The sequence below is a fragment of the Microtetraspora sp. AC03309 genome (genome assembly GCF_020826795.1).
Classification (GTDB): Bacteria; Actinomycetota; Actinomycetes; order Streptosporangiales; family Streptosporangiaceae; genus Microtetraspora; species Microtetraspora glauca.
Window position 1 is genome coordinate 159,932 of sequence record NZ_JADDIL010000002.1, and the last position, 21,966, is coordinate 181,897.

Annotated in this window: 17 protein-coding genes and 2 pseudogenes; 10 read left to right on the top strand and 9 right to left on the bottom strand. The window is 70.2% G+C overall.

The window, feature by feature from the left end:
• Positions 1-211: 211 nt before the first annotated feature.
• The 3 genes from IMZ11_RS01685 to IMZ11_RS01695 are packed head-to-tail and all read right to left on the bottom strand — an operon-like array spanning position 212 to position 3,672.
• Positions 212-964, bottom strand: coding sequence for a succinate dehydrogenase/fumarate reductase iron-sulfur subunit (locus tag IMZ11_RS01685; RefSeq protein ID WP_228637018.1), 753 nt, complete (start codon positions 962-964; stop codon positions 212-214).
• Positions 964-2,859 carry a fumarate reductase/succinate dehydrogenase flavoprotein subunit gene (locus IMZ11_RS01690; protein WP_228637021.1) on the bottom strand — a complete coding sequence of 632 codons (1,896 nt, stop codon included), beginning with the start codon at positions 2,857-2,859 and terminating at the stop codon, positions 964-966. Before IMZ11_RS01690 ends, IMZ11_RS01685 begins: the two co-directional genes overlap by 1 nt.
• A gap of 12 nt (positions 2,860-2,871) precedes the next feature.
• Positions 2,872-3,672 (bottom strand): hypothetical protein, encoded by an 801-nt coding sequence (locus IMZ11_RS01695; RefSeq protein WP_228637024.1) that lies wholly within the window; start codon positions 3,670-3,672, stop codon positions 2,872-2,874.
• Positions 3,673-5,448: 1,776 nt separating this feature from the next.
• Between IMZ11_RS01695 and IMZ11_RS01700 the strand changes: the two are divergent.
• Positions 5,449-5,763, top strand: a pseudogene (locus tag IMZ11_RS01700) (histidine kinase); the annotation flags it as partial.
• Positions 5,764-6,150: 387 nt separating this feature from the next.
• Here the strand turns inward: IMZ11_RS01700 and IMZ11_RS01705 are convergent.
• Complete coding sequence (locus IMZ11_RS01705; RefSeq protein WP_228637027.1) at positions 6,151-6,756, bottom strand: DNA-binding response regulator; 606 nt, start codon at positions 6,754-6,756, stop codon at positions 6,151-6,153.
• Between the two features lie 98 nt (positions 6,757-6,854).
• Here IMZ11_RS01705 and IMZ11_RS01710 point away from each other — a divergent pair, with 98 nt between their 5' ends.
• Both IMZ11_RS01710 and IMZ11_RS01715 read left to right on the top strand, forming a co-directional pair.
• Positions 6,855-7,586 carry an ABC transporter ATP-binding protein gene (locus tag IMZ11_RS01710; protein ID WP_228637030.1) on the top strand — a complete coding sequence of 244 codons (732 nt, stop codon included), beginning with the start codon at positions 6,855-6,857 and terminating at the stop codon, positions 7,584-7,586.
• Positions 7,586-10,063: an FtsX-like permease family protein gene (locus IMZ11_RS01715; RefSeq protein ID WP_228637033.1), complete on the top strand. Its 2,478-nt coding sequence runs from the start codon at positions 7,586-7,588 to the stop codon at positions 10,061-10,063. The genes IMZ11_RS01710 and IMZ11_RS01715 overlap by 1 nt, the downstream gene beginning before the upstream one ends.
• Before the next feature lie 100 nt (positions 10,064-10,163).
• Here the strand turns inward: IMZ11_RS01715 and IMZ11_RS01720 are convergent.
• Positions 10,164-10,277 (bottom strand): annotated as a pseudogene (locus IMZ11_RS01720) (response regulator); the annotation flags it as partial.
• Positions 10,278-10,325: 48 nt separating this feature from the next.
• Positions 10,326-11,252 (bottom strand): LysR family transcriptional regulator, encoded by a 927-nt coding sequence (locus IMZ11_RS01725; RefSeq protein ID WP_061259382.1) that lies wholly within the window; start codon positions 11,250-11,252, stop codon positions 10,326-10,328.
• Between the two features lie 155 nt (positions 11,253-11,407).
• Here IMZ11_RS01725 and IMZ11_RS01730 point away from each other — a divergent pair, with 155 nt between their 5' ends.
• From IMZ11_RS01730 to IMZ11_RS01745, 4 genes are all read left to right on the top strand, one after another.
• Positions 11,408-12,166: a succinate dehydrogenase cytochrome b subunit gene (locus tag IMZ11_RS01730; protein ID WP_228637036.1), complete on the top strand. Its 759-nt coding sequence runs from the start codon at positions 11,408-11,410 to the stop codon at positions 12,164-12,166.
• Positions 12,163-14,106 carry a fumarate reductase/succinate dehydrogenase flavoprotein subunit gene (locus IMZ11_RS01735; protein WP_228637039.1) on the top strand — a complete coding sequence of 648 codons (1,944 nt, stop codon included), beginning with the start codon at positions 12,163-12,165 and terminating at the stop codon, positions 14,104-14,106. The genes IMZ11_RS01730 and IMZ11_RS01735 overlap by 4 nt, the downstream gene beginning before the upstream one ends.
• Before the next feature lie 87 nt (positions 14,107-14,193).
• A complete protein-coding gene (locus IMZ11_RS01740) occupies positions 14,194-14,931 on the top strand; it encodes a succinate dehydrogenase/fumarate reductase iron-sulfur subunit (protein WP_061259407.1) in 738 nt (245 codons plus the stop codon).
• A gap of 428 nt (positions 14,932-15,359) precedes the next feature.
• Positions 15,360-16,046 (top strand): hypothetical protein, encoded by a 687-nt coding sequence (locus tag IMZ11_RS01745; RefSeq protein ID WP_228637041.1) that lies wholly within the window; start codon positions 15,360-15,362, stop codon positions 16,044-16,046.
• Positions 16,047-16,165: 119 nt separating this feature from the next.
• Here IMZ11_RS01745 and IMZ11_RS01750 read toward each other — a convergent pair whose 3' ends face one another.
• Both IMZ11_RS01750 and IMZ11_RS01755 read right to left on the bottom strand, forming a co-directional pair.
• Positions 16,166-16,336, bottom strand: a complete 171-nt coding sequence (locus tag IMZ11_RS01750; RefSeq protein WP_228637044.1) for a WD40 repeat domain-containing protein — start codon at positions 16,334-16,336, stop codon at positions 16,166-16,168.
• A gap of 65 nt (positions 16,337-16,401) precedes the next feature.
• The gene (locus tag IMZ11_RS01755; protein ID WP_228637047.1) at positions 16,402-16,995 is read right to left on the bottom strand and encodes a TetR/AcrR family transcriptional regulator; all 594 of its coding nucleotides are present in this window, start codon (positions 16,993-16,995) and stop codon (positions 16,402-16,404) included.
• A gap of 441 nt (positions 16,996-17,436) precedes the next feature.
• On the opposite strand from IMZ11_RS01755, the gene IMZ11_RS01760 reads away from it, so the two are divergent.
• The 3 genes from IMZ11_RS01760 (at position 17,437) to IMZ11_RS01770 (ending at position 20,864) form a co-directional block, all read left to right on the top strand.
• Entirely contained in the window at positions 17,437-18,006 is a 570-nt protein-coding gene (locus tag IMZ11_RS01760) for a dihydrofolate reductase family protein (RefSeq protein ID WP_228637050.1), read from the top strand.
• Between the two features lie 277 nt (positions 18,007-18,283).
• Positions 18,284-19,090 carry a 23S ribosomal RNA methyltransferase Erm gene (erm, locus tag IMZ11_RS01765; protein WP_228637053.1) on the top strand — a complete coding sequence of 269 codons (807 nt, stop codon included), beginning with the start codon at positions 18,284-18,286 and terminating at the stop codon, positions 19,088-19,090.
• 181 nt (positions 19,091-19,271) lie between these two features.
• Positions 19,272-20,864, top strand: a complete 1,593-nt coding sequence (locus tag IMZ11_RS01770) for a serine/threonine-protein kinase (protein WP_228637056.1) — start codon at positions 19,272-19,274, stop codon at positions 20,862-20,864.
• 61 nt (positions 20,865-20,925) lie between these two features.
• Here IMZ11_RS01770 and IMZ11_RS01775 read toward each other — a convergent pair whose 3' ends face one another.
• Positions 20,926-21,828, bottom strand: coding sequence for a hypothetical protein (locus IMZ11_RS01775; RefSeq protein WP_228637059.1), 903 nt, complete (start codon positions 21,826-21,828; stop codon positions 20,926-20,928).
• Positions 21,829-21,966 lie beyond the last annotated feature (138 nt).

The window sequence follows — 21,966 nt, forward strand, 5'->3', positions numbered from 1 at the left end:
ATTGTGAGCAGGGTGCGACGAGACGCCTGGCGATCACGCCTGGAGAGTGCCGACCATCCGGCGTGCGCCGGGGCGGCGATTCCCTCGCATCTCCGAGCCCGGACGAGACTTCGACACCGCCGGCTTCGGCATCGTCAAGCTCCCCCCACATGGCGACGGCCGTCCGCGCGGGACGCGCGGACGGCCGTGTACGGCTCCGGAGAGCCCCTGCTCAGCTGGAACGCTTGAAGATCTTGTTGCCCAGCCAGACCAGGGGGTCGTACTTCCGGTCGACGACGCGCTCCTTCATCGGGATCAGCGCGTTGTCCGTGATCTTGATGTGTTCCGGGCAGACCTCGGTGCAACACTTGGTGATGTTGCAGTAGCCGAGGCCGTGCTCGTCCTGCGCGGACTCCTTGCGGTCGGCCACGTCGTACGGGTGCATGTCGAGCTCCGCGATCCGCATGAGGAAGCGCGGGCCGGCGAAGGCCGGCTTGTTCTCATCGTGGTCACGGATGACGTGGCAGACGTTGTTGCACATGAAGCACTCGATGCACTTGCGGAACTCCTGGGACCGCTCGACATCGACCTGCTGCATGCGGTACTCGCCCGGCTTGACGTCCCTGGGCGGGGTGAACGACGGGATCTCGCGCGCCTTCTGGTAGTTGAACGAGACGTCGGTCACCAGGTCCTTGATGACGGGGAATGTCCGCATCGGGGTGACCGTGATCGTCTCGGACTCCTCGAACGTGGACATCCGCGTCATGCAGCCCAGCCGCGGCTTGCCGTTGATCTCCATCGAACACGAGCCGCACTTGCCCGCCTTGCAGTTCCAGCGGACCGCGAGGTCGGGAGCCTGTGTGGCCTGCAGCCGGTGGATGACGTCGAGGACGACCTCGCCCTCGTTCACCTCGACGGTGAAGTCCTCAAGGCGGCCGTCTCCGCCCTCTCCGCGCCAGACGCGGAACTTGGCCTTGTATCCCATCACGACTCCTTGACCGCGTCGTACTCCGCCAGCTCGTCCTCGGTGAGGTACTTGCTGAGCTCCGTCCGGTCGAACAGGGCCAGCAGGTCACCGCGCATCGACGGCTGGATCCGCTCCTCGACGCTCACGGCCGCGCCGTCCGGCGTCGCCGAGCAGACCAGGAGCCTGCGCCGCCACTCGGGCGACATCTTCGGGTAGTCGTCCCGGGTGTGCCCGCCCCGGCTCTCCTCACGCAGGAGAGCGGCGCGCGCGACGCACTCGCTGACGAGCAGCATGTTGCGGAGGTCGAGGGCGAGGTGCCAGCCGGGGTTGTAGATCCGGCCGCCCGGAGAGGCGGTGTGCGTCGCCCGCTCCTTGAGCTTCTCGACCGCCTCCAGGGCCTCGGAGACCTCCTCGGCCTTGCGGATGATGCCGACGAGCTCGTTCATCGTCCGCTGCAGCTCGTGGTGGACCTCGTAGGGGTTCTCGCCGCCCGACCGCTCCAGGGGCGCGAGCGCCTCGGCCCGCGCGTCCTCGACCGCCGTCTCCGCCACGACCGGCCGCTTCGCCAGGCCGTTGATGTACGAGGCGGCGCCCTCTCCGGCCCGGCGGCCGAAGACCAGCAGGTCGGACAGGGAGTTGCCGCCGAGGCGGTTGGAACCGTGCATGCCGCCGGAGACCTCGCCGGCCGCGAACAGGCCGGGCACGGACGCGGCGCCGGTGTCGGCGTCGACCTCCACGCCGCCCATGATGTAGTGGCACGTCGGGCCGACCTGCATGGGCTCCTTGGTGATGTCGACGTCGGCCAGCTCCTTGAACTGGTGGTGCATCGACGGCAGCCGCTTGATGATCTCGGCGGCGGGCAGCCGGCTGGAGACGTCCAGGAAGACGCCGCCCTGCGGTGAGCCGCGGCCCGCCTTCACCTCGGAGTTGATGGCCCTGGCCACTTCGTCACGCGGCAGCAGCTCCGGAGGCCGGCGGTTGTTCGCCTGGTCGGTGTACCAGCGGTCGCCCTCCTCCTCCGTCGTGGCGTACTTGTCCTTGAACACGTCCGGCACGTAGTCGAACATGAAGCGCCGGCCCTCGGAGTTGCGCAGCACACCGCCGTCGCCGCGTACGGACTCCGTGACGAGGATGCCGCGCACCGACGGCGGCCAGACCATGCCCGTCGGGTGGAACTGGATGAACTCCATGTTGATCAGCTTCGCGCCCGCGAGCAGGGCGAGCGCGTGGCCGTCACCGGTGTACTCCCAGGAGTTGGACGTGACGACGTAGGACTTGCCGATGCCGCCGGTGGCCAGCACCACGGCGGGGGCGTCGAAGAGGATGAACTTCCCGGTCTCCCGCCAGTAGCCGAAGGCCCCGGCGATCGCGTCGCCGTCCTTGATCAGGCGGGTGACCGTGCACTCGGCGAAGACCTTGATGTACGCCTCGGGATCGCCGTGCAGCTTCTCGTCCTCCTGCTGGAGCGCGACGACGCGCTGCTGCAGGGTGCGGATGAGTTCGAGGCCGGTGCGGTCGCCGACGTGCGCCAGCCGGGGGTACTCGTGCCCGCCGAAGTTACGCTGGCTGATCTTGCCGTCCTTGGTGCGGTCGAACAGCGCGCCCCACGCCTCCAGCTCCCAGACCCGGTCCGGGGCCTCCTTGGCGTGCAGCTCGGCCATCCGCCAGTTGTTCAGGAACTTGCCTCCGCGCATGGTGTCGCGGAAGTGCACCATCCAGTTGTCGTCGGGGTTGACGTTCCCCATCGCGGCCGCGGCGCCGCCCTCGGCCATGACAGTGTGCGCCTTGCCGAAGAGCGACTTGCAGACGATGGCCGTGCGCTTGCCCTGCTGCCGCGCCTCGATCGCCGCGCGGAGTCCGGCGCCTCCCGCGCCGATGACGACGACGTCGTATTCGTGACGCTCGATTTCCACTGTGATCCCTCGTTAGGCGAACGGGAAGTTGATGATGCCCTTGGCGACCAGCCGCACGTAGAGGTCGGCGATCATGACCGAGAACATCGACGCCCAGGCCAATTGCTGGTGCTTGGCGTTGAGTTTCGACACGAACGTCCACGCCTTGTACCTGAGCGGGTGCTTGGAGAAGTTGTTCAGGCGGCCCGCTGTGATGTGCCGGCAGGAATGGCAGCCGAAGGTGTAGCCAAGAATCAGGATCGCGTTGACCAAGAGGATGATCGAGCCGAGACCCACATGTCCCCAGTTGCCCTCTTTATCCCTGAACGCGAGAACCGCGTCATAGGTGAGGATAAGTCCGATGATCACCGCGAAGTAGAAGAAGTAGCGGTGGATGTTCTGGATGATCAGCGGCAGGCGCGTCTCACCGGTGTACTTCCCGTGCGGCTCGGCCACCGAGCAGGCGGGCGGCGACAGCCAGAACGAGCGGTAGTAGGACTTGCGGTAGTAGTAGCAGGTGAGCCGGAAGCCCCCGGGCAGGCCCAGGATCAGTAGCCCGGGGGGCCACGTGTACCAGTCGCCGATGGGGGCCAGGCCGAACAGGCGTGCCCCTTCGGGACACGCCGTCGCCAGGCAGGGCGAGGCGAAGGGCGCGATGTACGGCTCCGCCAGGTAGCTCTGGTCGAAAATCGCCCAGAACCCGTAAATAAGGAATGTCAGTAGCCCGGTGAATGTCAGCGCGGGGGCGAGCCACCATCTGTCGGTGCGCAGGGTGCGTACCTTGAGCTGGGCGCGCTGCTTTCTGGCCGGGTTTTCGGCCGTTGTCTGGGTCATCAGAGACCTCTCCACCTTCCGCGGACCCTGTTGTACGCCGAGGGGGCCCGGGTGTTCATTCGTGTCGCGCCGGCCGATGCGCCACAGGTGTAACAGCGAGGTGTGTAACAACGCCGACGCGTGTTGGTGGGGGATACGTTACGACGCTGACAGGGCAAAATGTGAGAAGGGTCACCCCCTATTTCGGCAAGAGAGTGTGATTGTCGTCACGTCTCGGGGGTGCTCCGGCAGTATTCCCCCACTTGTCCGGATTTATCGGGCGTTCTGGAAGACTGGCCCCTGACCAAAGGGGAGGTCGAGGCTGGAGTGACCCGAGAGAAACCGTCGCTCGCGGGGGCCGAACCGGTTCCGCGGCTCGCCCGGCTGACCGTCGCCGTCACGCTCACCGGTTTCGCCGCCGTGTACGTGCTGGCCGCCGACGGCGTGGCGGAGGCACTGCTGGCGGTGGCGATCCTCGTGCTCCAGCTCGCGTACGTCGTTCCCCGGTGGCGGCGCTTCCGCGGCCCGGCGTTGCTCGCCGTACAGGCGGTCCTCGCGGCGGTGGCGGTGCTCGGTCTCGACGTGTCCGTCGGCGTGCTGGGGTTCCTGGCCGGTTCGTTCCTGCTGGTCTCGGCGTGGCCCGCGGCGGTCCTCGTCGTGGCCGGTGCGGCCCTCGTCCAGGCCGTGCGCTCTGCGGACACGCTCATCATGATCGACTCTACGATCAGCACGCTCCTCACCGCCCTGGTGATCTACGGCCTGACCCGGATGGCGGACCGGGTGGACGATGTCGCCGCCGCCCGGCTCGGGCTCGCGATGGCCGCCGTCGCCGAGGAGCGCCTCCGGATCGCCACCGAACTGAACGAGGGGATCGGCCGGGGGCTCGACGCCATCGAACGCGGCGCGCGCCGGGCCATGGGCCGTACGGAATCGGGCGGCCAGGAGACCGGCAGCGCGGCGGCGGACGGCTCCGAGGAGATGAAGGAGACGATCGGGGAGGTCGCCGCGACGGCCCGGCGCTGCCTCGCCGACGCGCGGTCGGCCGCGGCGGGATACCGCGCGCTGTCGCTCGCCCCGGAGGTGGCGACCGCGCGGGCGCTGCTGTCGGCGGCGGGGATCGAGGCGGTGGTGCGGATCAGCCACACCGAGCCGCTCGGGCCCGCCGGTGCCCTGCTCGCGACCGTGCTCCGCGACGCCGTCACCGACGTCGTACGGCACGGCACGGCCGGGCACTGCGTGATCGAGACCGCCCACCGCGACGGCATGGTCCGGCTGCGCGTGACCAACGACGGCGTGCGCACCGCGGGCGCGGGCGTCGAGGGACTCGACGATGTCATCGACCAGATGGCGGCGGCCGGGGAGGTGCGCGCCGGGCTCGATCCGGACGGCCGGTTCACGGTCGAGGCCGCCATCCCGGCCACGCCGCCCGCCCCGCCACCGCCGGACACCGCCTACGGGCTGTCGATCGGCCTGCTCGCGACGGTAATCGCCGGATTCTGCGTGAAGGCCCTGCTGCTCGTCCCGGAAGAGCTGGTGCTTCCGGCGGCGGCGTGCCAGGCGGTGATCGCGTTCCTCCAGTTCCGGTCCGTACGCGGGCGACGTCCGTACGCGCTCGTGGCCATGGCCCTGCTCACCTATCCGCCCCTGTTCGTGTTCGACCGGGTCTGGCTGGGGGTGGCCGGTTTCCTGGCGGGGCCGCTGCTGCTCGCGTTCCGCCCGGCGGTGGCGTGGCCGCTCGTCATGGCCGTCATGGGGAGCGTGGCGGCGATCGGGGCCGCGTGGGGGTTGCCCGCGGGGATGGTGGTCAACTACACCGTCAGCACGCTGGTCACCGGGCTGGTGATCCATGGTCTGGTGCGGCTGGCCCGGTTCGTTAAGGAACTACAGGACTCGCGGGAGGAGCCGGCCCGCGCCGCGGTCGTCCAGGAGCGGCTGCGCGCGGCCCGTGACCTGCACGATCTCCTCGGCCACAACCTGGCGGCGATCCTGCTCAAGTGCGAGCTGGCCCGCCGCCTGGCGGACGCCGATCCGGAGCGGGCCCGGCGGGAGATCGCCGATGTCATGGCGATGGCCGAGCGGGCGGAGGCCGACCTGCGGAGCGCGTCGGGCGACCATCGCGAGATGTCATTGGAGGAGGAGGCGGACTTCGCCCGCTCCGTGCTGACCGCCGCCGGAATGGAGGTCCGGCTCTCGCTCGGCCACGGACCGCTGCCCGGCCCCGCGGAGACCGTACTCGGCACGGTCCTGCGCGAGGCGGTGACCAACGTGCTCAGGCACAGCTCCGCGCGGCGATGCCACATCGAGTCCGGAGTCTCCGAGGGCGTCGTACGGCTCGGCGTGGCGAACGACGGAGTGGGCCCGAACGCCGGGCGGACCCGACCGGGCGCGGGCATCGGCAACCTCACCACCCGGATGGCCGCGCTCGGCGGCGAGCTGACGGCCAGGGCGGACGGGGACGGCTGGTTCCGGCTGCTGGCCGTCCTCGATGTGGGTGCCCTCCTAGATCCAGCCGGACTCCTGGGCGACGCGGACGGCGTCCGTGCGGTTGCGGGCGCCGAGCTTCGCCACGATCGCGGTGAGATAGTTGCGGACGGTCCCGGCGGTGAGGAACAGCTCCGCGGCGATCTCGGTCGCCCCGGCGCCACCGGCGGCCAGCCGTAGCACGTCCGCCTCGCGTGGCGTGAGGGGGTTGTCGGCGAGGTCCCAGGCGGCGACGGCCAATGAGGGGTCGAGGACGCGGCCCCCCGCGGCGATCGCGCGGATCGCCGCGATCAGGTCGTCCGGCGGCGCGGTCTTCAGCAGGAACCCGTTGACCTGGGCGCTCAGCGCCCGGCGCAGCTGGCCCGGCCTGCCGTGCCCGGTGAGCATGAGCGTGCGGCACTCGGGCAGCTTCGCGCGTAGCTCGGCCGCGGCGGAGAGGCCGTCCAGGCCGGGCATGTCGATGTCGAGCACGGCGACGTCCGGCCGGTGCCGGAGCGCGGCGGGCAGCACGGCGTCGCCGGAGCCGACGGCGTCCACCACCGTCAGGTCGTCCTCCAGTTCCAGCAACGCGACGAGCGCTCCGCGTACGACGTGCTGATCTTCGGCCAGCAGAACCCTGATCACGGCGACATGTCTATCAGTGTCCGACTCATGACGTCGTCATGGTCGACTGGTGATCGGCTCTCTGGTTCACGTTCTCCCGCTTCAGCAGGCTGAACACCATGGACGACGCGGTACGGCTGGACGCCGTGAGCAAGGTGTACGGCAAGGGGCAGGGCGCGGTGGCCGCCCTGCGCGAGGTGACGATCGGCATCCCCCGCGGCGGCTTCACCGCGGTGATGGGGCCGTCCGGCTCGGGCAAGAGCACGTTCCTCCACTGCGCGGCCGGGCTGGACCGGCCGACCTCCGGTTCGGTACGGCTCGGCGGCACCGAACTGGCGGGGATGGACGAGACGCGGCTGACCGAGCTGCGCAGGGAGCGGGTCGGCTTCGTGTTCCAGGCGTTCAACCTGGTGTCGTCGCTCACGGTGCTGCAGAACATCACGCTGCCGCTGCGCCTCGCCGGGACCCGGGTCGACCGGGACTGGCTGGACGAGGTGGTCCGCCGGGTCCGGCTCGACGGCCGTACCGGGCACCGGCCCGCCGAGCTCTCCGGCGGGCAGCAGCAGCGGGTGGCGATCGCCAGGGCGCTGGTGACGCGGCCCGAGGTGGTGTTCGGCGACGAGCCGACGGGCGCCCTCGACATGATGACGGCGCGAGACGTGCTCACCCTGCTCCGGGAGGTGGTGGACGGTCTCGGCCAGACGGTGGTGATGGTGACCCACGACCCGCACGCCGCGTCGTACGCCGACACCGTGCTGTTCCTCGCCGACGGGCGCGTCGTCGACACGATGAGCGCCCCGACGGTCGACGGCGTCGCCGACCGCATGACCCGGCTGGGAGCGTGGGTGTGATGATCGGGTTCGCGCTGCACACCATGCGGAACCGCACGGCCGGCTTCGCCGGAGCGTTCTTCGCGCTGCTGTGCGCCGCCGCGCTCGTCTGCGCCTGCGGCGCCCTGCTGGAGACCGGACTGCGCGGCCAGGTTCGGCCCGAGCGGTACGCCGGCGCTCCCGTACTGGTCGCCGGGGACCAGAACGTGCGCGAGACGATCCTCAAGCAGAAGGGGGAGGGCGAGGTCAAGGCGAAGGTCAAGGCCAAGCCGCTGTCCGAGCGGGCCTGGGTGCCCGCCTCGCTCGCCGGTCGGCTGGCGGGCGTCCCCGGAGTTCGTTCGGTGGTCGCCGAGGTGACCTTCCCCGTCCACGCGGGTGGTGCCCGGTACGCCGGCCACGGCTGGGAATCGGCCGCGCTGACCCCCTTCACCCTGCGTGAGGGACGTGCCCCGGCGGCGCCCGGCGAGGTGGTCGCCGACGCCGCGTCGGGACTGTCCGTCGGCGGGCGGCTCACCGTCGAGACCGTGGGCGCGTACCGCGTGGTCGGCGTGACGGCGGAGGCGCTGGACAGCCAGGCCACCCTGTTCTTCGGTACGGCCGAGGCCCGCAGGCTGGCCGGGCTGCTGGGCGGGCGCGCGGACGACATGGTCAGCGCGATCGGCGTGTTCCCCGAGGGCGCCCCCACGGTTGTCCTGAAGGGCGTGAACGCGGTGCTGGAGGGCACGAACGCGCTCGCCTACACCGGGGACGACCGCGGCACGGTCGAGTTCCTCGACGCCGAGAAGGCCAGGGTCAAACTGATCAGCCTCGGCGGCGCGCTGGGCGGCACCTCGCTGCTGGTCGCGGTCCTCGTGGTGGTGGGCACGTTCGCGCTGTCGATCCAGCAGCGCCAGCGAGAGATCGCGCTGCTGCGCGCGGTGGCCGCCACGCCCCGGCAGATCAGGACGATGCTCGGTGGCGAGGCCCTGCTCATCGGCCTGGTCGCGGGTCTTCCCGGCACGGTGCTGGGGGTGGGGCTGGCGTTCTGGCTGCGGTCGCGGTTCGTGGACCTCGGCGCCATGCCGCCGAACCTCGACCTGGTGCTGAGCCCGTTCCCCGCCTTCGCCGCGTTGGGGGCGACCGTGCTGGCGGCGTGGGCCGCGGCCAGGATCTCCGCCCGCCGTACCGTCAGGATCCGCCCGGTCGAGGCGCTGGGCGAGGCCGCGCTGCGCCGGTCCGGGCTGCCGTGGGGCCGCCTGGTCGCCGGGCTGCTCTGCCTCGGCGGCGCCGTCACGCTCACGCTGGTGCTGTCCACGCTGTCCAGCGAGGCCGCCTCCAGTCCGGTGACCATGCTGACCGCGCTGGTGTGGACGATCGCGGTCGCGCTGCTCGGCCCCGTCATCGCCCGGGTCGCCGTCACCGTGCTCGGGGCGCCGATGCGCGCCTTCCGGGTGGGCGGCCACCTCGCCGCGGCCAATCTGCGCGCGGGCACCGGCCGGCTCGCCGCCGTCGTCACCCCGCTCAGCCTGATGGTGGCGATGACCTGCACGATCCTGTTCGTCCAGACCACCATGGGGCACGCCGCCGAGACGCAGGCCCGAGTGGGGACCCGGGCCGACCACGTCCTCGGGCCGCGTGTCCCAGAGGCGGCGGCCGACGCCGTACGGAAGGTGCCCGGCGTGGTGGCGGTGACCGAGGTCCTGCGTACCTCGGTGCGGGTCGGCCTGGCGAAATATGGCGCGCAGGGCGTGACCCCCGCCGGTCTCGCGTCCACCATGGACCTCGGCGTGCTGAAGGGTTCCCTGGATCGCATGAGCGACGGCACGCTCGCGGTCAGCGAGACCGCGGCGGACGGCCTGGGCGTGTCCGTGGGCGACCGGGTGGCGCTGACGCTCGGCGACGGCACACCGGCGACGCTCACCGTCGCCGCCGTCTACACCCGCGGCCTCGGCTTCGCCGATCTCACGCTGCCGCACGACCTGGTCGCCGCGCACGTGGACGACCCCCTGGCCCGGACCGTGCTCGTGGCCGCCCCGTCCGTGGACCGGGCCGTGCTGGCCGCCGCGCTGCGCGACCATCCGGGCGTGGGCGTGCTGGACCGGGTCGAGGCGATCGTCACGCCGGCCAACGCCGAGGTCAACTACGTCGCGATGGGCCTGATCATCGCCTTCACCGCCATCGCGGTCGTCAACACGCTCGTGATGGCGACCACCGACCGGGCTCGCGAGTTCGCGCTGCTCCGCCTCGTCGGCACCACCCGGCGGCAGATCATGCGCATGCTCCGCTGGGAGACCTTCGCCGCGGTGCTCGTCGCGGTCGCACTCGGTACGGGCGTCGCCCTGGTGACGCTCGCCGCGTTCGGCGCGGGGATGACCGGATCGGCCACGCCGTACGTGCCGCCGGTGACCTACCTGGCGGTCGTCGCGGCGGCGGCGGCGCTGGCCCTGGCCGCGACCGTCGTCCCCGCCCGGATGGTGCTTCGCGACCGGCCGGCCGACGTCATCGGGGCGAGGGAGTGACCGGGATCAGAACCGGTTCGCGGTGGAGGGTGGTTTGACCATGATTTGACCACGGTGACGAAGAAGTCATCGACCTGACGGACCGCCCGGATGAACTGGTGTTCACCACGTGCAGGTTGTTCCTGATCTTGTTGAGCTCGAACGCCTCCTGGGTCAACAGGACGTCGCCCGCGTCGTCCTCGACCAGCAGAACCTCGGATGGCGCGCATGTCAGTCACCGTCTTCTCAATGATCGCGGTCGAGTCTGCTGTCAGATGATTTGTCAGTCCGAGCTGATGAGCTCGATGCCCTGGGGGAGGCTGCCGTCGTGGGCGGCCTCCGCGAGGTAGTAGAGCAACGTCGCGCGGAACGCCTCGGCCGCGCGGGTGGGCTCGACGTCCTTGCGGTGGGCCAGCGCGATGGTGCGGCGCAGGCCGGGGGGCGCGAGCGGCGTCCCCGCGAGGCCGGGCCGCCCGTCCAGCACCATGGACGGCACCACAGCGATCCCGAGACCCGCCTCGACGAAGCGCAGCACGGCGTCCATCTCCCCGCCCTCGACGGCGAACCGCGGCTCGAACCCCGCCTGCCGGCAGGCGGTCAGCGTCGCCTCGCGCAGGTCGTAGCCGCGCCGGAACATCACCAGCGGCCGCCCGCGCAGGTCCTCGATCCGCATGTACGGCCTGCGCCGGCCCGGGGGAGAGGCGACGACGAGGTTCTCCCTGAGGATCTCCTCGGTCACCAGGGAAGGATCACTGCTCTGCAGCGGCAGGATGATGAGCGCGAGATCGAGCTGGCCCCTGGCCAGGTCGCGGACGAGGTCACGTGAGCCGCTCTCCTCCACGAGCAGTTCCACGCCGGGATAGTCGCGATGGAACCGGGCGAGGGCGTCGGCCAGCAGCCCCGCGCACAGGGACGGTGTGGCGCCGAGCCGTACCCGGCCCCGGCGCAGACCGGCCAGCTCGGCGACCTCGCGGCGCGCGGTCTCGGCGTCGGCGAGCATGCGGCGGGCGAGCGGCAGCAGTGCCTCGCCCGCGGGCGTCAGCGTCACGTTGCCGCGGGCCCGGCTGAACAGGGGCGCGCCGAGCTCGGTCTCCAGAGTCCTGATCTGCTTGCTGAGCGAAGGCTGGGCAACCCGCATCCGCTCGGCGGCATGGGTGAAGTGCCGGGTCTCGGCCACCGCCACGAAGTACGCGAGTTGCTGGAGCTGCACGCCTCCCTAGCGTACGGCTGTGAGATTTGTCGCATCCGGCCGAGGTCGCCGGAACGCGTAAGCCGTACGGGCCACAGGTCATAGCCTGCGGCTATGGGGACGACGCCCGCCGCGACTTGGACTCTCCTCGGAACCCGAACCTAGCGTGAACAGCTGTGACAGCCACGATAGACCGGGGAGCGGCCACCAAGCAGGTCGCACCCCACGCAGCGCAGACAAGTCCCCCCACACGCCGCCGCCCGGGCCTCTTCGCCTCGTCGAACGGCAAGAAGGCCGTCATGGCCGTCACGGGTGCGATCCTGGTGCTCTTCCTCGTCGGCCACATGGTCGGCAATCTCAAGTCGTTCTTCGGAGCGGACTCCTTCAACCACTATGCCGAATGGCTGCGGACCGTGGGCTCGCCCGCCGTGCCCAACCGCGTGCTGCTGACCGTCGTCGAGATCGCTCTCGTGCTCGCGGTGGCCCTGCACATGTGGTCCGCCGTGTCCCTCGCCCGCCGCGCGTCCAAGGCCCGGCCGGTGAAGTACGCCGCCAAGCGGAAGTCCCAGGCCAACGGGTACGCCACGCACACCATGCGGTACGGCGGCGTCATCATCGTGTTGTTCGTCGTCTGGCACCTGCTCGACATGACGTTCGGCACGGTGAACCCCGAGGGCTTCGACGCCGAGCCGTATGACCGGCTGGTCGCGGGCTTCGACCCGTCGCGCTGGTGGGTGACCCTCTTCTACGTCGTGGCGATGATCATGGTCGGCCTGCACCTGCGGCACGGCCTGTGGAGCGCGTTCCAGACGCTGGGCCTGGCGAGCGGTCGCAGCTACGGGAAGCTGAAGGCGGCCGCCGCTCTGGTGTCGCTGGTTCTCGTGGTCGGTTTCCTCGCCGTGCCCGTCGGGGTGATGATCGGAGTGATCAAGTGAGCGAGCAGGAGACGCACGGCTACAAGGTCGGCGAGCCCATCAAGGACACGAAGGCGCCCGAGGGGCCGATCGAGGGTCGCTGGGACACGCGCCGTTTCTCGGCGAAGCTGGTCAACCCGGCGAACAAGCGCAAGATCAACGTCATCGTGGTCGGCACCGGGCTGGCCGGAGGGTCGGCCGCCGCCACCCTCGGCGAGCTCGGCTACAAGGTCAAGTCGTTCTGCTACCAGGACTCGCCCCGGCGTGCGCACTCCATCGCCGCGCAGGGCGGGATCAACGCCGCGAAGAACTACCGCGGTGACGGCGACAGCATCTACCGGCTCTTCTACGACACGGTCAAGGGCGGCGACTTCCGCGCCCGCGAGTCCAACGTGTACCGGCTGGCGCAGGTCAGCGTGAACATCATCGACCAGGCCGTGGCCCAGGGTGTTCCCTTCGCCCGCGAGTACGGCGGCCTGCTGGACACCCGCTCCTTCGGTGGCGCGCAGGTGTCCCGTACGTTCTACGCCCGCGGCCAGACGGGCCAGCAGCTCCTGCTCGGCGCCTACTCGGCCCTGGAGCGCCAGATCGCGGCCGGGACCGTCGAGATGCACACCCGGCACGAGATGCTGGACGTGGTGGTCAGCGACGGGCGCGTCCGCGGCGTCATCGTCCGCGACATGGTGACCGGAGAGATCGAGACCCACCTGGCGGACGCGGTCGTTCTCGCGACCGGCGGGTACGGCAACGTCTTCTTCCTGTCCACCAACGCCAAGGGCTGCAACACCACGGCGATCTGGCGGGCACACCAGCGCGGTGCGATGTTCGCCAACCCGTGCTACACGCAGATCCACCCGACCTGCATCCCCGTCAGCGGTGACTACCAGTCGAAGCTGACGCTGATGTCGGAGTCGCTGCGGAACGACGGCCGCGTGTGGGTGCCGCTGGCCAAGGGCGACGCCCGCAAGCCGGCCGACATCCCCGAGGATGAGCGCGATTACTACCTTGAGCGGATTTATCCCGCTTTCGGAAACCTCGTCCCGCGTGACATCGCCTCCCGCGCCGCCAAGAACGTCTGCGACGAGGGTCGCGGCGTCGGTCCCGGCGGCCTGGGTGTGTACCTGGACTTCGCGGACGCCATCTCCCGCCTCGGCCGTGACGCGGTCGAGAAGAAGTACGGCAACCTCTTCGAGATGTACGAGCGCATCACCGGGGAGAACCCGTACGAGTCGCCGATGCGCATCTACCCCGCCGTGCACTACACGATGGGCGGCCTGTGGGTGGACTACGACCTGCAGTCCACCGTCCCCGGCCTGTTCGTCATCGGTGAGGCGAACTTCTCCGACCACGGCGCCAACCGCCTCGGCGCGTCCGCGCTGATGCAGGGCCTGGCCGACGGCTACTTCGTGCTGCCGACGACCATCGGCGACTACCTCGCGGGCGCGACCGCGTTCGACGAGGTGGACGAGGAAGCCGTGACGCAGGCGCGCGAGGCCGTCCAGCAGAAGATCGACAAGCTGCTCAGCGTCAACGGCACGCGGACCGCCGACTCCTACCACCGCGAGCTCGGCAAGCTCATGTGGGACTACTGCGGCATGGAGCGCACCGAGGAGTCGCTGCGCAAGGCCCTGGAGCGGATCCCGGAGCTGCGTGAGGAGTTCTGGAACAACGTGAAGGTGCCGGGCGACCCCGAGGGCCTCAACCAGGCTCTCGAGCGCGCCGGTCGGGTCGCGGACTTCTTCGACCTGGCGGAGCTCATGTGCATCGACGCGCTCCACCGTACGGAGTCCTGCGGCGGCCACTTCCGCGCCGAGTCCCAGGACCAGGACGGCGAGGCATTGCGCGACGACGACAACTTCGCCTACGTCGCCGCCTGGGAGTGGGGCGAGGACGGGCCGACCCTGCACAAGGAAGTGCTCGACTACGAGTACGTCAAGATGACCCAGCGGAGCTACAAGTGAGCGAGCCCGACGCAGTGAGCGGAGTGAAAAGCGCCGCGCAGCAAGCTTTTCGCGTAGCGAATGAGGAGTGGTGAGCGAACGATGGGCATGAACCTGACACTGAAGGTCTGGCGTCAGAACGGCTCGTCCGATGAGGGACGGATGGTGACCTACAAGGTCGAGGACGTCTCACCGGACATGTCGTTCCTGGAGATGCTGGACGTACTCAACGAGCGGCTCATCCTGGAGGGTGACGACCCGGTCGCCTTCGACCACGACTGCCGCGAGGGCATCTGCGGCATGTGCGGCATGGTGATCAACGGTGTCGCGCACGGTGAGCAGCGCGCGACCACCACCTGCCAGCTCCACATGCGGCACTTCGAGGACGGCGCCGAGATCACCATCGAGCCCTGGCGCGCGGCGCCCTTCCCGGTGGTGAAGGACCTCGTCGTGGACCGGTCGGCGTTCGACCGGATCATCCAGGCCGGCGGCTTCATCAGCGTCCCTGCGGGTTCGGCTCCGGACGCGCACAGCGTCCCGGTGAAGAAGGACGACGCGGACGCGGCGTTCGACGCGGCCACCTGCATCGGCTGCGGCGCCTGTGTGGCCGCCTGCCCGAACGGGTCGGCCTCGTTGTTCACCGCCGCGAAGATCACGCACCTGGGCCTGCTGCCGCAGGGTCAGCCGGAGCGCGACTCGCGGGCGAAGGCCATGGTCGAGCAGATGGACATGGAGGGCTTCGGCGGCTGCACCAACACCGGTGAGTGCACCGCGGTCTGCCCGAAGGGCATCCCCCTCGACACGATCGCCCGGATGAACGCCGACTACCTGAAGGCGTCCAAGTAACGAGACCGGAGTGCCGGGGTGACGGCCCGCCGTCGCCCCGGTCCGCTCCCGCGGGGCGCGAGCCGTACAGACGATGTACGGCTCGCGCCTTTTCGCGTTCCAGGGGGCGCGCGGCGGTTCTTCGGTGCGGGTTCATGTCGGTCGTCCTCTGTTTAGGGATTTCTCAGGTCAGATGATTATCGGATGTGAAACTTCCCCTTGGGGAAGGCTGTGAAGTGCGCATTTCTGCCGATCTTGAATGCTCTGACCTGCGGCGATGAATATCTCATGAGCCGGAGGCGCCGTTCTCTGAGGAATTAATGAAGAATGTGGGCGGCGCTTTTCCCGGTCCTGTGGATGTACGTTTTTCGGCGAGCGAGTCAATCGATTCTCGGGGGCCGGGATTCGTTCCGATTTCCGGTCCTGCTCGTCCGTCGAGGAAGGAAGCCATGCGTACACGAATGACCGCCGGACTGCTCGCGGCGACCGTCGGCGCCGTCGCCCTCATCCCGGCCGCCTCGGCCTTCGCGGCCACCGCCGGCCCGGGTGCGACGTCCACCGCCAAGCCCACAGCCACGGCCGCCGCCCAGCCCACCCCCACGACCGGCGCGTACGGCGGGAGCGGCAAGGGCCAGGAGGCGGGGAAGGGCAAGGCAGGGAAGGGCGGTGACGGCCACGGAGCGAACGACCGGCGTGACCGGCGTGATCCCACATCCGTCACCGTCAGGGGCGTGATCAACGGAGCGGGCGGCGGGGCCGGCAGCGGAACCGGCGGCGGCGCCGGGACCGCTTCCGGGTCGGCGAACCCCGGCGGCACGGCGTCGCAGGGCAAGCCGGTGGGCTACGGCAAGAGCGTGCGGCGCACCACCGCCGACCAGGACAAGGGATCGCGGAATCGCCAGGTCACGCTGTCGGGATATCTGACCTCGAAGGGGGCGGGGCTGTCCGGACAGAAGATCAGCCTGTCCTTCAAGCCGTCCGGGCGGTCCACCTACACCTACGTCACCTCGGCCACGACCGGTGCGAAGGGGTACTACAGCGTGAAGGTCCCGGGCGGGACCGGCGGCACCTGGAAGGCCGACTTCTCCGGCACCGGCACGAAGACGAAGTCCTCGGGGACCGCCTATGTGAGGTGACTCCGCCGTCTGGGGCGTCAGCAGGGGATGGACGCGGCCCCGGCTCCTTGAGGGAGCCGGGGCCGCGTCGTCGGTCTCTGGCGTCCGGGCCGTAGCGGCCCGCTGTAGGGGCGGTTGGATCAGCGGGTCGGCCACAACTTCACCGTGTCGTCGTCGCTGCCGGTGGCGAGGATTCCGCCGTCCGGGCTGAAGGCCACCGAGTAGACCCATCCGGTGTGGCCGCCATCGTCGGTACGGCTGTCCGGGGTGTCGAGCACGGCCGCCAGGTGGTGCATTGTGTTGGCGCGCATGCGGACCAGCTTCATCGGGGCGTCTTGGACGCCACTTGTCTCGTGCTAGAACGCCTGCTCGGCGCTCACGCCTCGCGTACGGGAGCGTCCGGGGTCAGGATGCGCTCGACCGCGTCCGCGACCAGATCATCGACCTGTGATCCGGGAAAGATGTCGGGCAGGGTGAGCCGCTCCAGGATCAGCCAGTTCAGCGCCATGTAGAGCAGCACCACCGTGGTGGCGTCTCCCGGCATCCCGGACTCCAGGTGGAAGCTGATGTTGGCGTCCAGGTCGGTCCGGATCCTCCGGGTGAGCACCGCGCGTAGTTCGGGGCGGCGGGTGGCTTCCAGGCGCAGCTCGATCAGGGCCAGGTAGACCGCCGGGAAGTCGGTCAGGCGGCCCACCATCGCGCGCATCAGCGCGGTGAGGTGGGCGCGGTCGCGTGGCCCCTCCACCACCTCGGCGAAGGCCGGCGCGTCCGGCTGCCACCGCTCGTAGACGCGTGCCCCCGCCTGTGTCAGCAGGTCGTCGCGGTTGGTGAAGTAGTTCGACGCCGTGCCGTTCGGCACCTTCGCCTCGCTGTCCACAGCGCGGAAGGTCAGTCCGCGCGCGCCCTCGCGGGCCAGGACCTCGATGGCGGCGTCGACGAGCGCCGCCCGCCTGGCCGGATTCTGCCGCATCGCATCTCCAACGATCTCGGTTGACACCACTCTGAATGTAGTACTACGGTCTAATCACTCCAAGCAGAGTACTACATACGTAGCGATGAAAGGCCCCGTATGCGAGTCGAGTTCACCGCACTGTCCACTGCTAACACCGCTTCCACCGCTTCCACCGCTAACACCGCTTCCGCCGCGATGGCCGCGCCGGGCTGGAGGGGGATGCCGATCCCGCCGCAGCCCCGGCACGACCGCCGCCAGGCTCCGAGGCCGCGATCCGTACCCCGGCCGAGGCCGCTGCCCAAGCCCGGCGGAGCCAGGTGAGCGGCGGTCGGGTCCACCGCTCACCCGACCGCTGAGAACGCCACCGAGAACGACCCAGGGAACGACGTCGGATTCGGCACAGAGCCCCGCACGGGGCTCCACCGGAAGACGACACCAGAACGACACGGAAAAGGATCCATGCGAAAGCTCACGTACTACGTCGGCATGACCATCGACGGCTTCATCGCCGCGCCGGACGGCAACGCCGACTTCTTCCCCGTGACCCAGGACGTCGTGGACTTCATCCGCGACGACTATCCGGACATGCTGCCGAGCCATCTCCGGGCCCAACTCGGCGTCGACGACGGCAACCGGGACTTCGACACCGCGGTGCAGGGACGCCTCACCTACGAGCCCGCGCTGGCAGTCGGTGTGACCAGCCCGTACGCGCACCTGCGCCAGTACGTGGTGTCCCGGAGCATCACCGGCAGTCCCGATCCGGCGGTCGAGATCGTCACCGGCGATCCGCTCGCCAAGATCCGCGAACTCAAGGCCGAGGACGGCAAGGACATCTACCTGGCCGGCGGTGGCCGCCTCGCGGGCACCCTGCTCCCAGAGATCGACGAACTGGTCATCAAGCTGTACCCGGTCGTCGCCGGATCCGGCATCCCGTTGTTCACCGCCGACTTCTCCCCGACCTACTTCACCCTCACCGGTACCCGCGTCCTCGACAGCGGGATGGTCGTCCTCACGTACGCGAGGACGTGATCAGGGCTCATCGGCCCCAGGCCCCTCAGAGGGGCGTGACCTGGCACGGGACCAACCGGCACGGTCCCTTCGCGGGTCCCGCCCGTCCGGCGCACATGATCCCGGCCGCGTCCCGGCTGCTAGGGTGCCGGACATGGGTTGCACATGTTTCATGAGGCTGCGCCGCGCCTAGCGGCGGGCTGACCTCACTGTTCACCAGCTCCGCCGCACATCGGAGTCATCGCCGGTGCGGCACCACGTGCTGCCCGGCTCCGATCTTCCAGCGCGGAGCACACCCATGTCTCACCCCTATCAGGGCGGCCGGCACGAGCTCGGTCAGAACTTCCTCGTCGACCGTTCGGTGATCGCCACCGTCGAACGACTCGTCGCGCGTACGAGCGGGCCGATCGTGGAGATCGGCCCCGGAGACGGCGCCATGACCCTGCCGCTGAGCCGGTCCGGCCGACCGATAACCGCGGTGGAGATCGATCCGAAGCGCGCACGGCGGCTGGAACGGCGCACCCCGGAGAACGTGGTCGTCGTCAACTCGGACATCCTGCGCTTCCGCTTCCCCAGGCACCCGCACGTGATCGTCGGCAATCTGCCCTTCCACCTGACGACCCCGATCATGCGGCGGCTTCTCACGGAAGACCGGTGGCACGCGGCGGTGCTGCTGGTGCAGTGGGAGGTCGCCCGCCGGCGGGCGGGAGTGGGAGGAGCCAGCCTGCTGACCGCGAGTTGGTGGCCGTGGTACGAGTTCGAGGTGCACTCGCGGGTTCCGGCCCGATCGTTCCGGCCCGTGCCCTCGGTCGACGGCGGGCTGCTCACCATGGTCCGCCGGGCGTACCCGCTCGTCCCCGACCGCAGGCCGTACCAGGACTTCGTCAAGCAGGTCTTCACCGGACGAGGGAGCGGACTGCGCGAGATCCTCGACCTGACGGGCCGGGTCGACCGTACGGCGCTCCGCGACCGGCTGCGGGCGGATCGTGTGTCCCCTTACGCGCTGCCGAAGGATCTCACCGCTGACCAGTGGGCCTCCCTGTGGCGCCTCACCCTGGCCGATGCCGCCGAGCGCCCATCGCTGAGGCGGCGCGCACGACGCTGATTCCGGTACGGAGGCGTCTGCCGCCTCACGTCGTCCGGTACGACCCCGATCCCCAAGGACGGGCCCCGCCGGCTTCGGCCGGCGCGGGCGCCTTCGCCTTCGCCATCGCCCCGATGGAGGACCATGGTGGGTCGGGTCTCGCCTCGCTAGGGTGAGGAGATCACCGCGCATGGAGGAGCCGATGCCCGCTGGCCCGCTGGAGCCGGGAGACCCGCGCGTGCTGGGGGAGTTCGAGGTCGTCGGGCGTCTGGGCGAGGGCGGGCAGGGGATCGTCTACGAAGGGCGGAGCCGGTCCGGCGAGCGGGTGGCGATCAAAGTGCTTCGCAGCGGCGCGGATCCCGCCTCGCGCCGCCGGTTGGCCAGGGAGCTGCAGTCGGCACAGCGGGTGGCCCCCTTCTGTACGGCCCGGGTGCTGGCGGCGGAGACCGACCGGCCCGTCCCCTACGTCGTGAGCGAGTTCATCGCGGGCCCCTCACTGCAGGATCGGGTGCGTGACGAGGGCCCTCTGCGTGGGGGCGACCTCGATCGCCTGGCGGTCGCCACGGCCACCGCGCTCGCCGCCATCCACAGCGCGGGGGTCATCCATCGGGATTTCAAACCGGCCAACGTGCTGCTCGGCCCGGACGGCCCACGGGTGGTCGACTTCGGCATCGCCCAGTTACTCGACGCCAGCACGATGCCCTCGTCGCTGTCCGGCACCCCGCCGTACATGGCTCCCGAGCAGCTGGGCGGCGTGCACGGATCGCCCGCGGCCGACGTGTTCTCCTGGGCCGCGACCATGGTCTACGCCGCCACCGGCCGTGCGCCGTTCGGCAGTGACACCGTCGCCGCGGTCTTCAGCCGGATCCTCAACGCCGAGCCCGACCTCATGGACGTTCCGTCGCCTCTGCGGGAGACGCTGGCCGTCTGCCTCGCCAAGGATCCCGGGGTACGCCCCTCCGCCCGGGAGCTCATGATCCGCCTGGTCGAGCCCGGAGCCCCGACCGTCACGGTCCCCGACGTCGGCCCGGTGCCCACCGCCTACCTGCCCGCTGACTGGGGTGACCGGGCGGATCAGGTTCCGGTCGCGGCCGGCCCCGGGCCGACCAGACCGCTTTTAACCGATTCGTCCGGAACGCAGAGTCCAGTCGGCTCCGCGTACGGCCTGGCACCCACCCGCCACCTCGGCCGTTCCGACACGGCGGTGCGGGAAACGGCGCCGCAGCACGGTGAGCCGGTGCCCCGACGGGGGCGGCGGCCTGCCGTACTGATCGCGATCACCGGCACCGCCGCGGCGCTCGTGACGGCGGTGGCGCTGTACGCCACAGGGGCGCTCGGTGGCCCCTCCGGAGACCGCGACGGCGCGGCGAGCCCGGAGGCCGCTGCCGACACCGGCGGGGACTCCGGATCACGCTCGGCCGCAGGCGGGCAACCGGCTTCCGCGCCACCGTCGACGCCGCCCTCGGCCCAGCCGGGAGGCGGAGTCCCGGAGGCGTTCGCCGGAACGTGGACGGGCCAGGTCGTCTCGCAGGACGATCGGCAGAAGACCGCCGACGTCACGCTCACCCTGCTGCGTGACCAGCCGACGGGGACGTGGCGGGCCGGCGCGTGCGAGCAGCAGGTCACGCTGACCCGGGTCAGGACCGGGAACGTGCTCGACCTGACCCGCGTACAGCGGAATCAGTGTGTGGGGGGAGACATGACCCTCACTCTGAAAGACCGGGCGACCCTGGACTTCGTGGGCCAGGAGGGCGCGAGCGCGCTGGAGTATCGCGGGAACCTGTACCGGTCCTGACGCGGGACCGGCCCAGGCGCGTGACCACGCGTCGCACCGCCACCGGACGCCTGGTCGACGCTCAACCCGCCCGCGTGATCTGGAACGAGTAGGCCCCGGTCTTCGCCGCACCTGATCTGACCACGAGCGCGTACCGGCCGTCTCCATTGGAGAGCGGGATGTCCGACTCGTATCCGCAGAGTGGGACGGGCTGCCGTGGGCCGGCGATGTTCTTCTCCGCGGCATCCGTGAGCTCCAGCTCGATGGCCGTGCACGCCCCGGCTCCACCGAGGATCTTGATGGCCGAGGCGCCGTCCGCGTCGAACTCGAAACGGTCGATGCGTCCTGGCACGTCCAGCCGTCCCGCGCCGTCCGGGCTGCCCTCGCCGATCTTCAGGCCGATCGTCGCCGGGAACGTGCGGACCTTCACCGTCGCGATCCTGAAACTGTACGGCCCGATGACGTTCGTGTTCCCGAAGACCTCCAGCCGGTGCTTGCCCGCCTTGGTCAACGTGACGACCGACGTGCCCCAGCTGAGAGCGATGCCGGACGGGCTGACCGGCTGGCCGTCGACCTCGGAGAACACCTGGAACTGGATGTCGCCGCCGTTCATGTCGGTGACGTAGAAATCCCTGGCGTCGCCCAGGTCCAGGGTGAACGTGTCCCTCTGCCCGGCGCGGGCGAGCTCGGCCGCGACGGTGCTGCCGTCGACGAGAGCCCCACCCGGCCGCACATCCGTCTGGGCCTGGGCCGGGTCGCCCGTCTCGGTCGCGGCCGCGGCCGGCTCGCTGTTCTCCGTGGGGCGGGTGGTCTCGGTGGGCGGGGTGGTCTCGGTCGCCGTGCTGGTCACGCGCTCCGGAACGGGCTGATCGCTCCGGAGCGCGTTGACGCCGGAACCGCATCCGGTGATGGTCAGGAGCACGAAGGTCGCGCCGGCGGCAAGCCGGCGGGGCACGCTGAGGCGTCCAGTGGGGGAGGCTTTCATGCCAGCCATTGTGCGAAGCCTGCTTGCAGCCAGCTTGCCGTTGTGGATTCCGGTTTTCGGAACCCGCTGGAGCATCGCTGATCCGGAGCTCGTAGACCGGGACAAAACGGACCTTCCTCCCCTCGCCGACACCGCGGG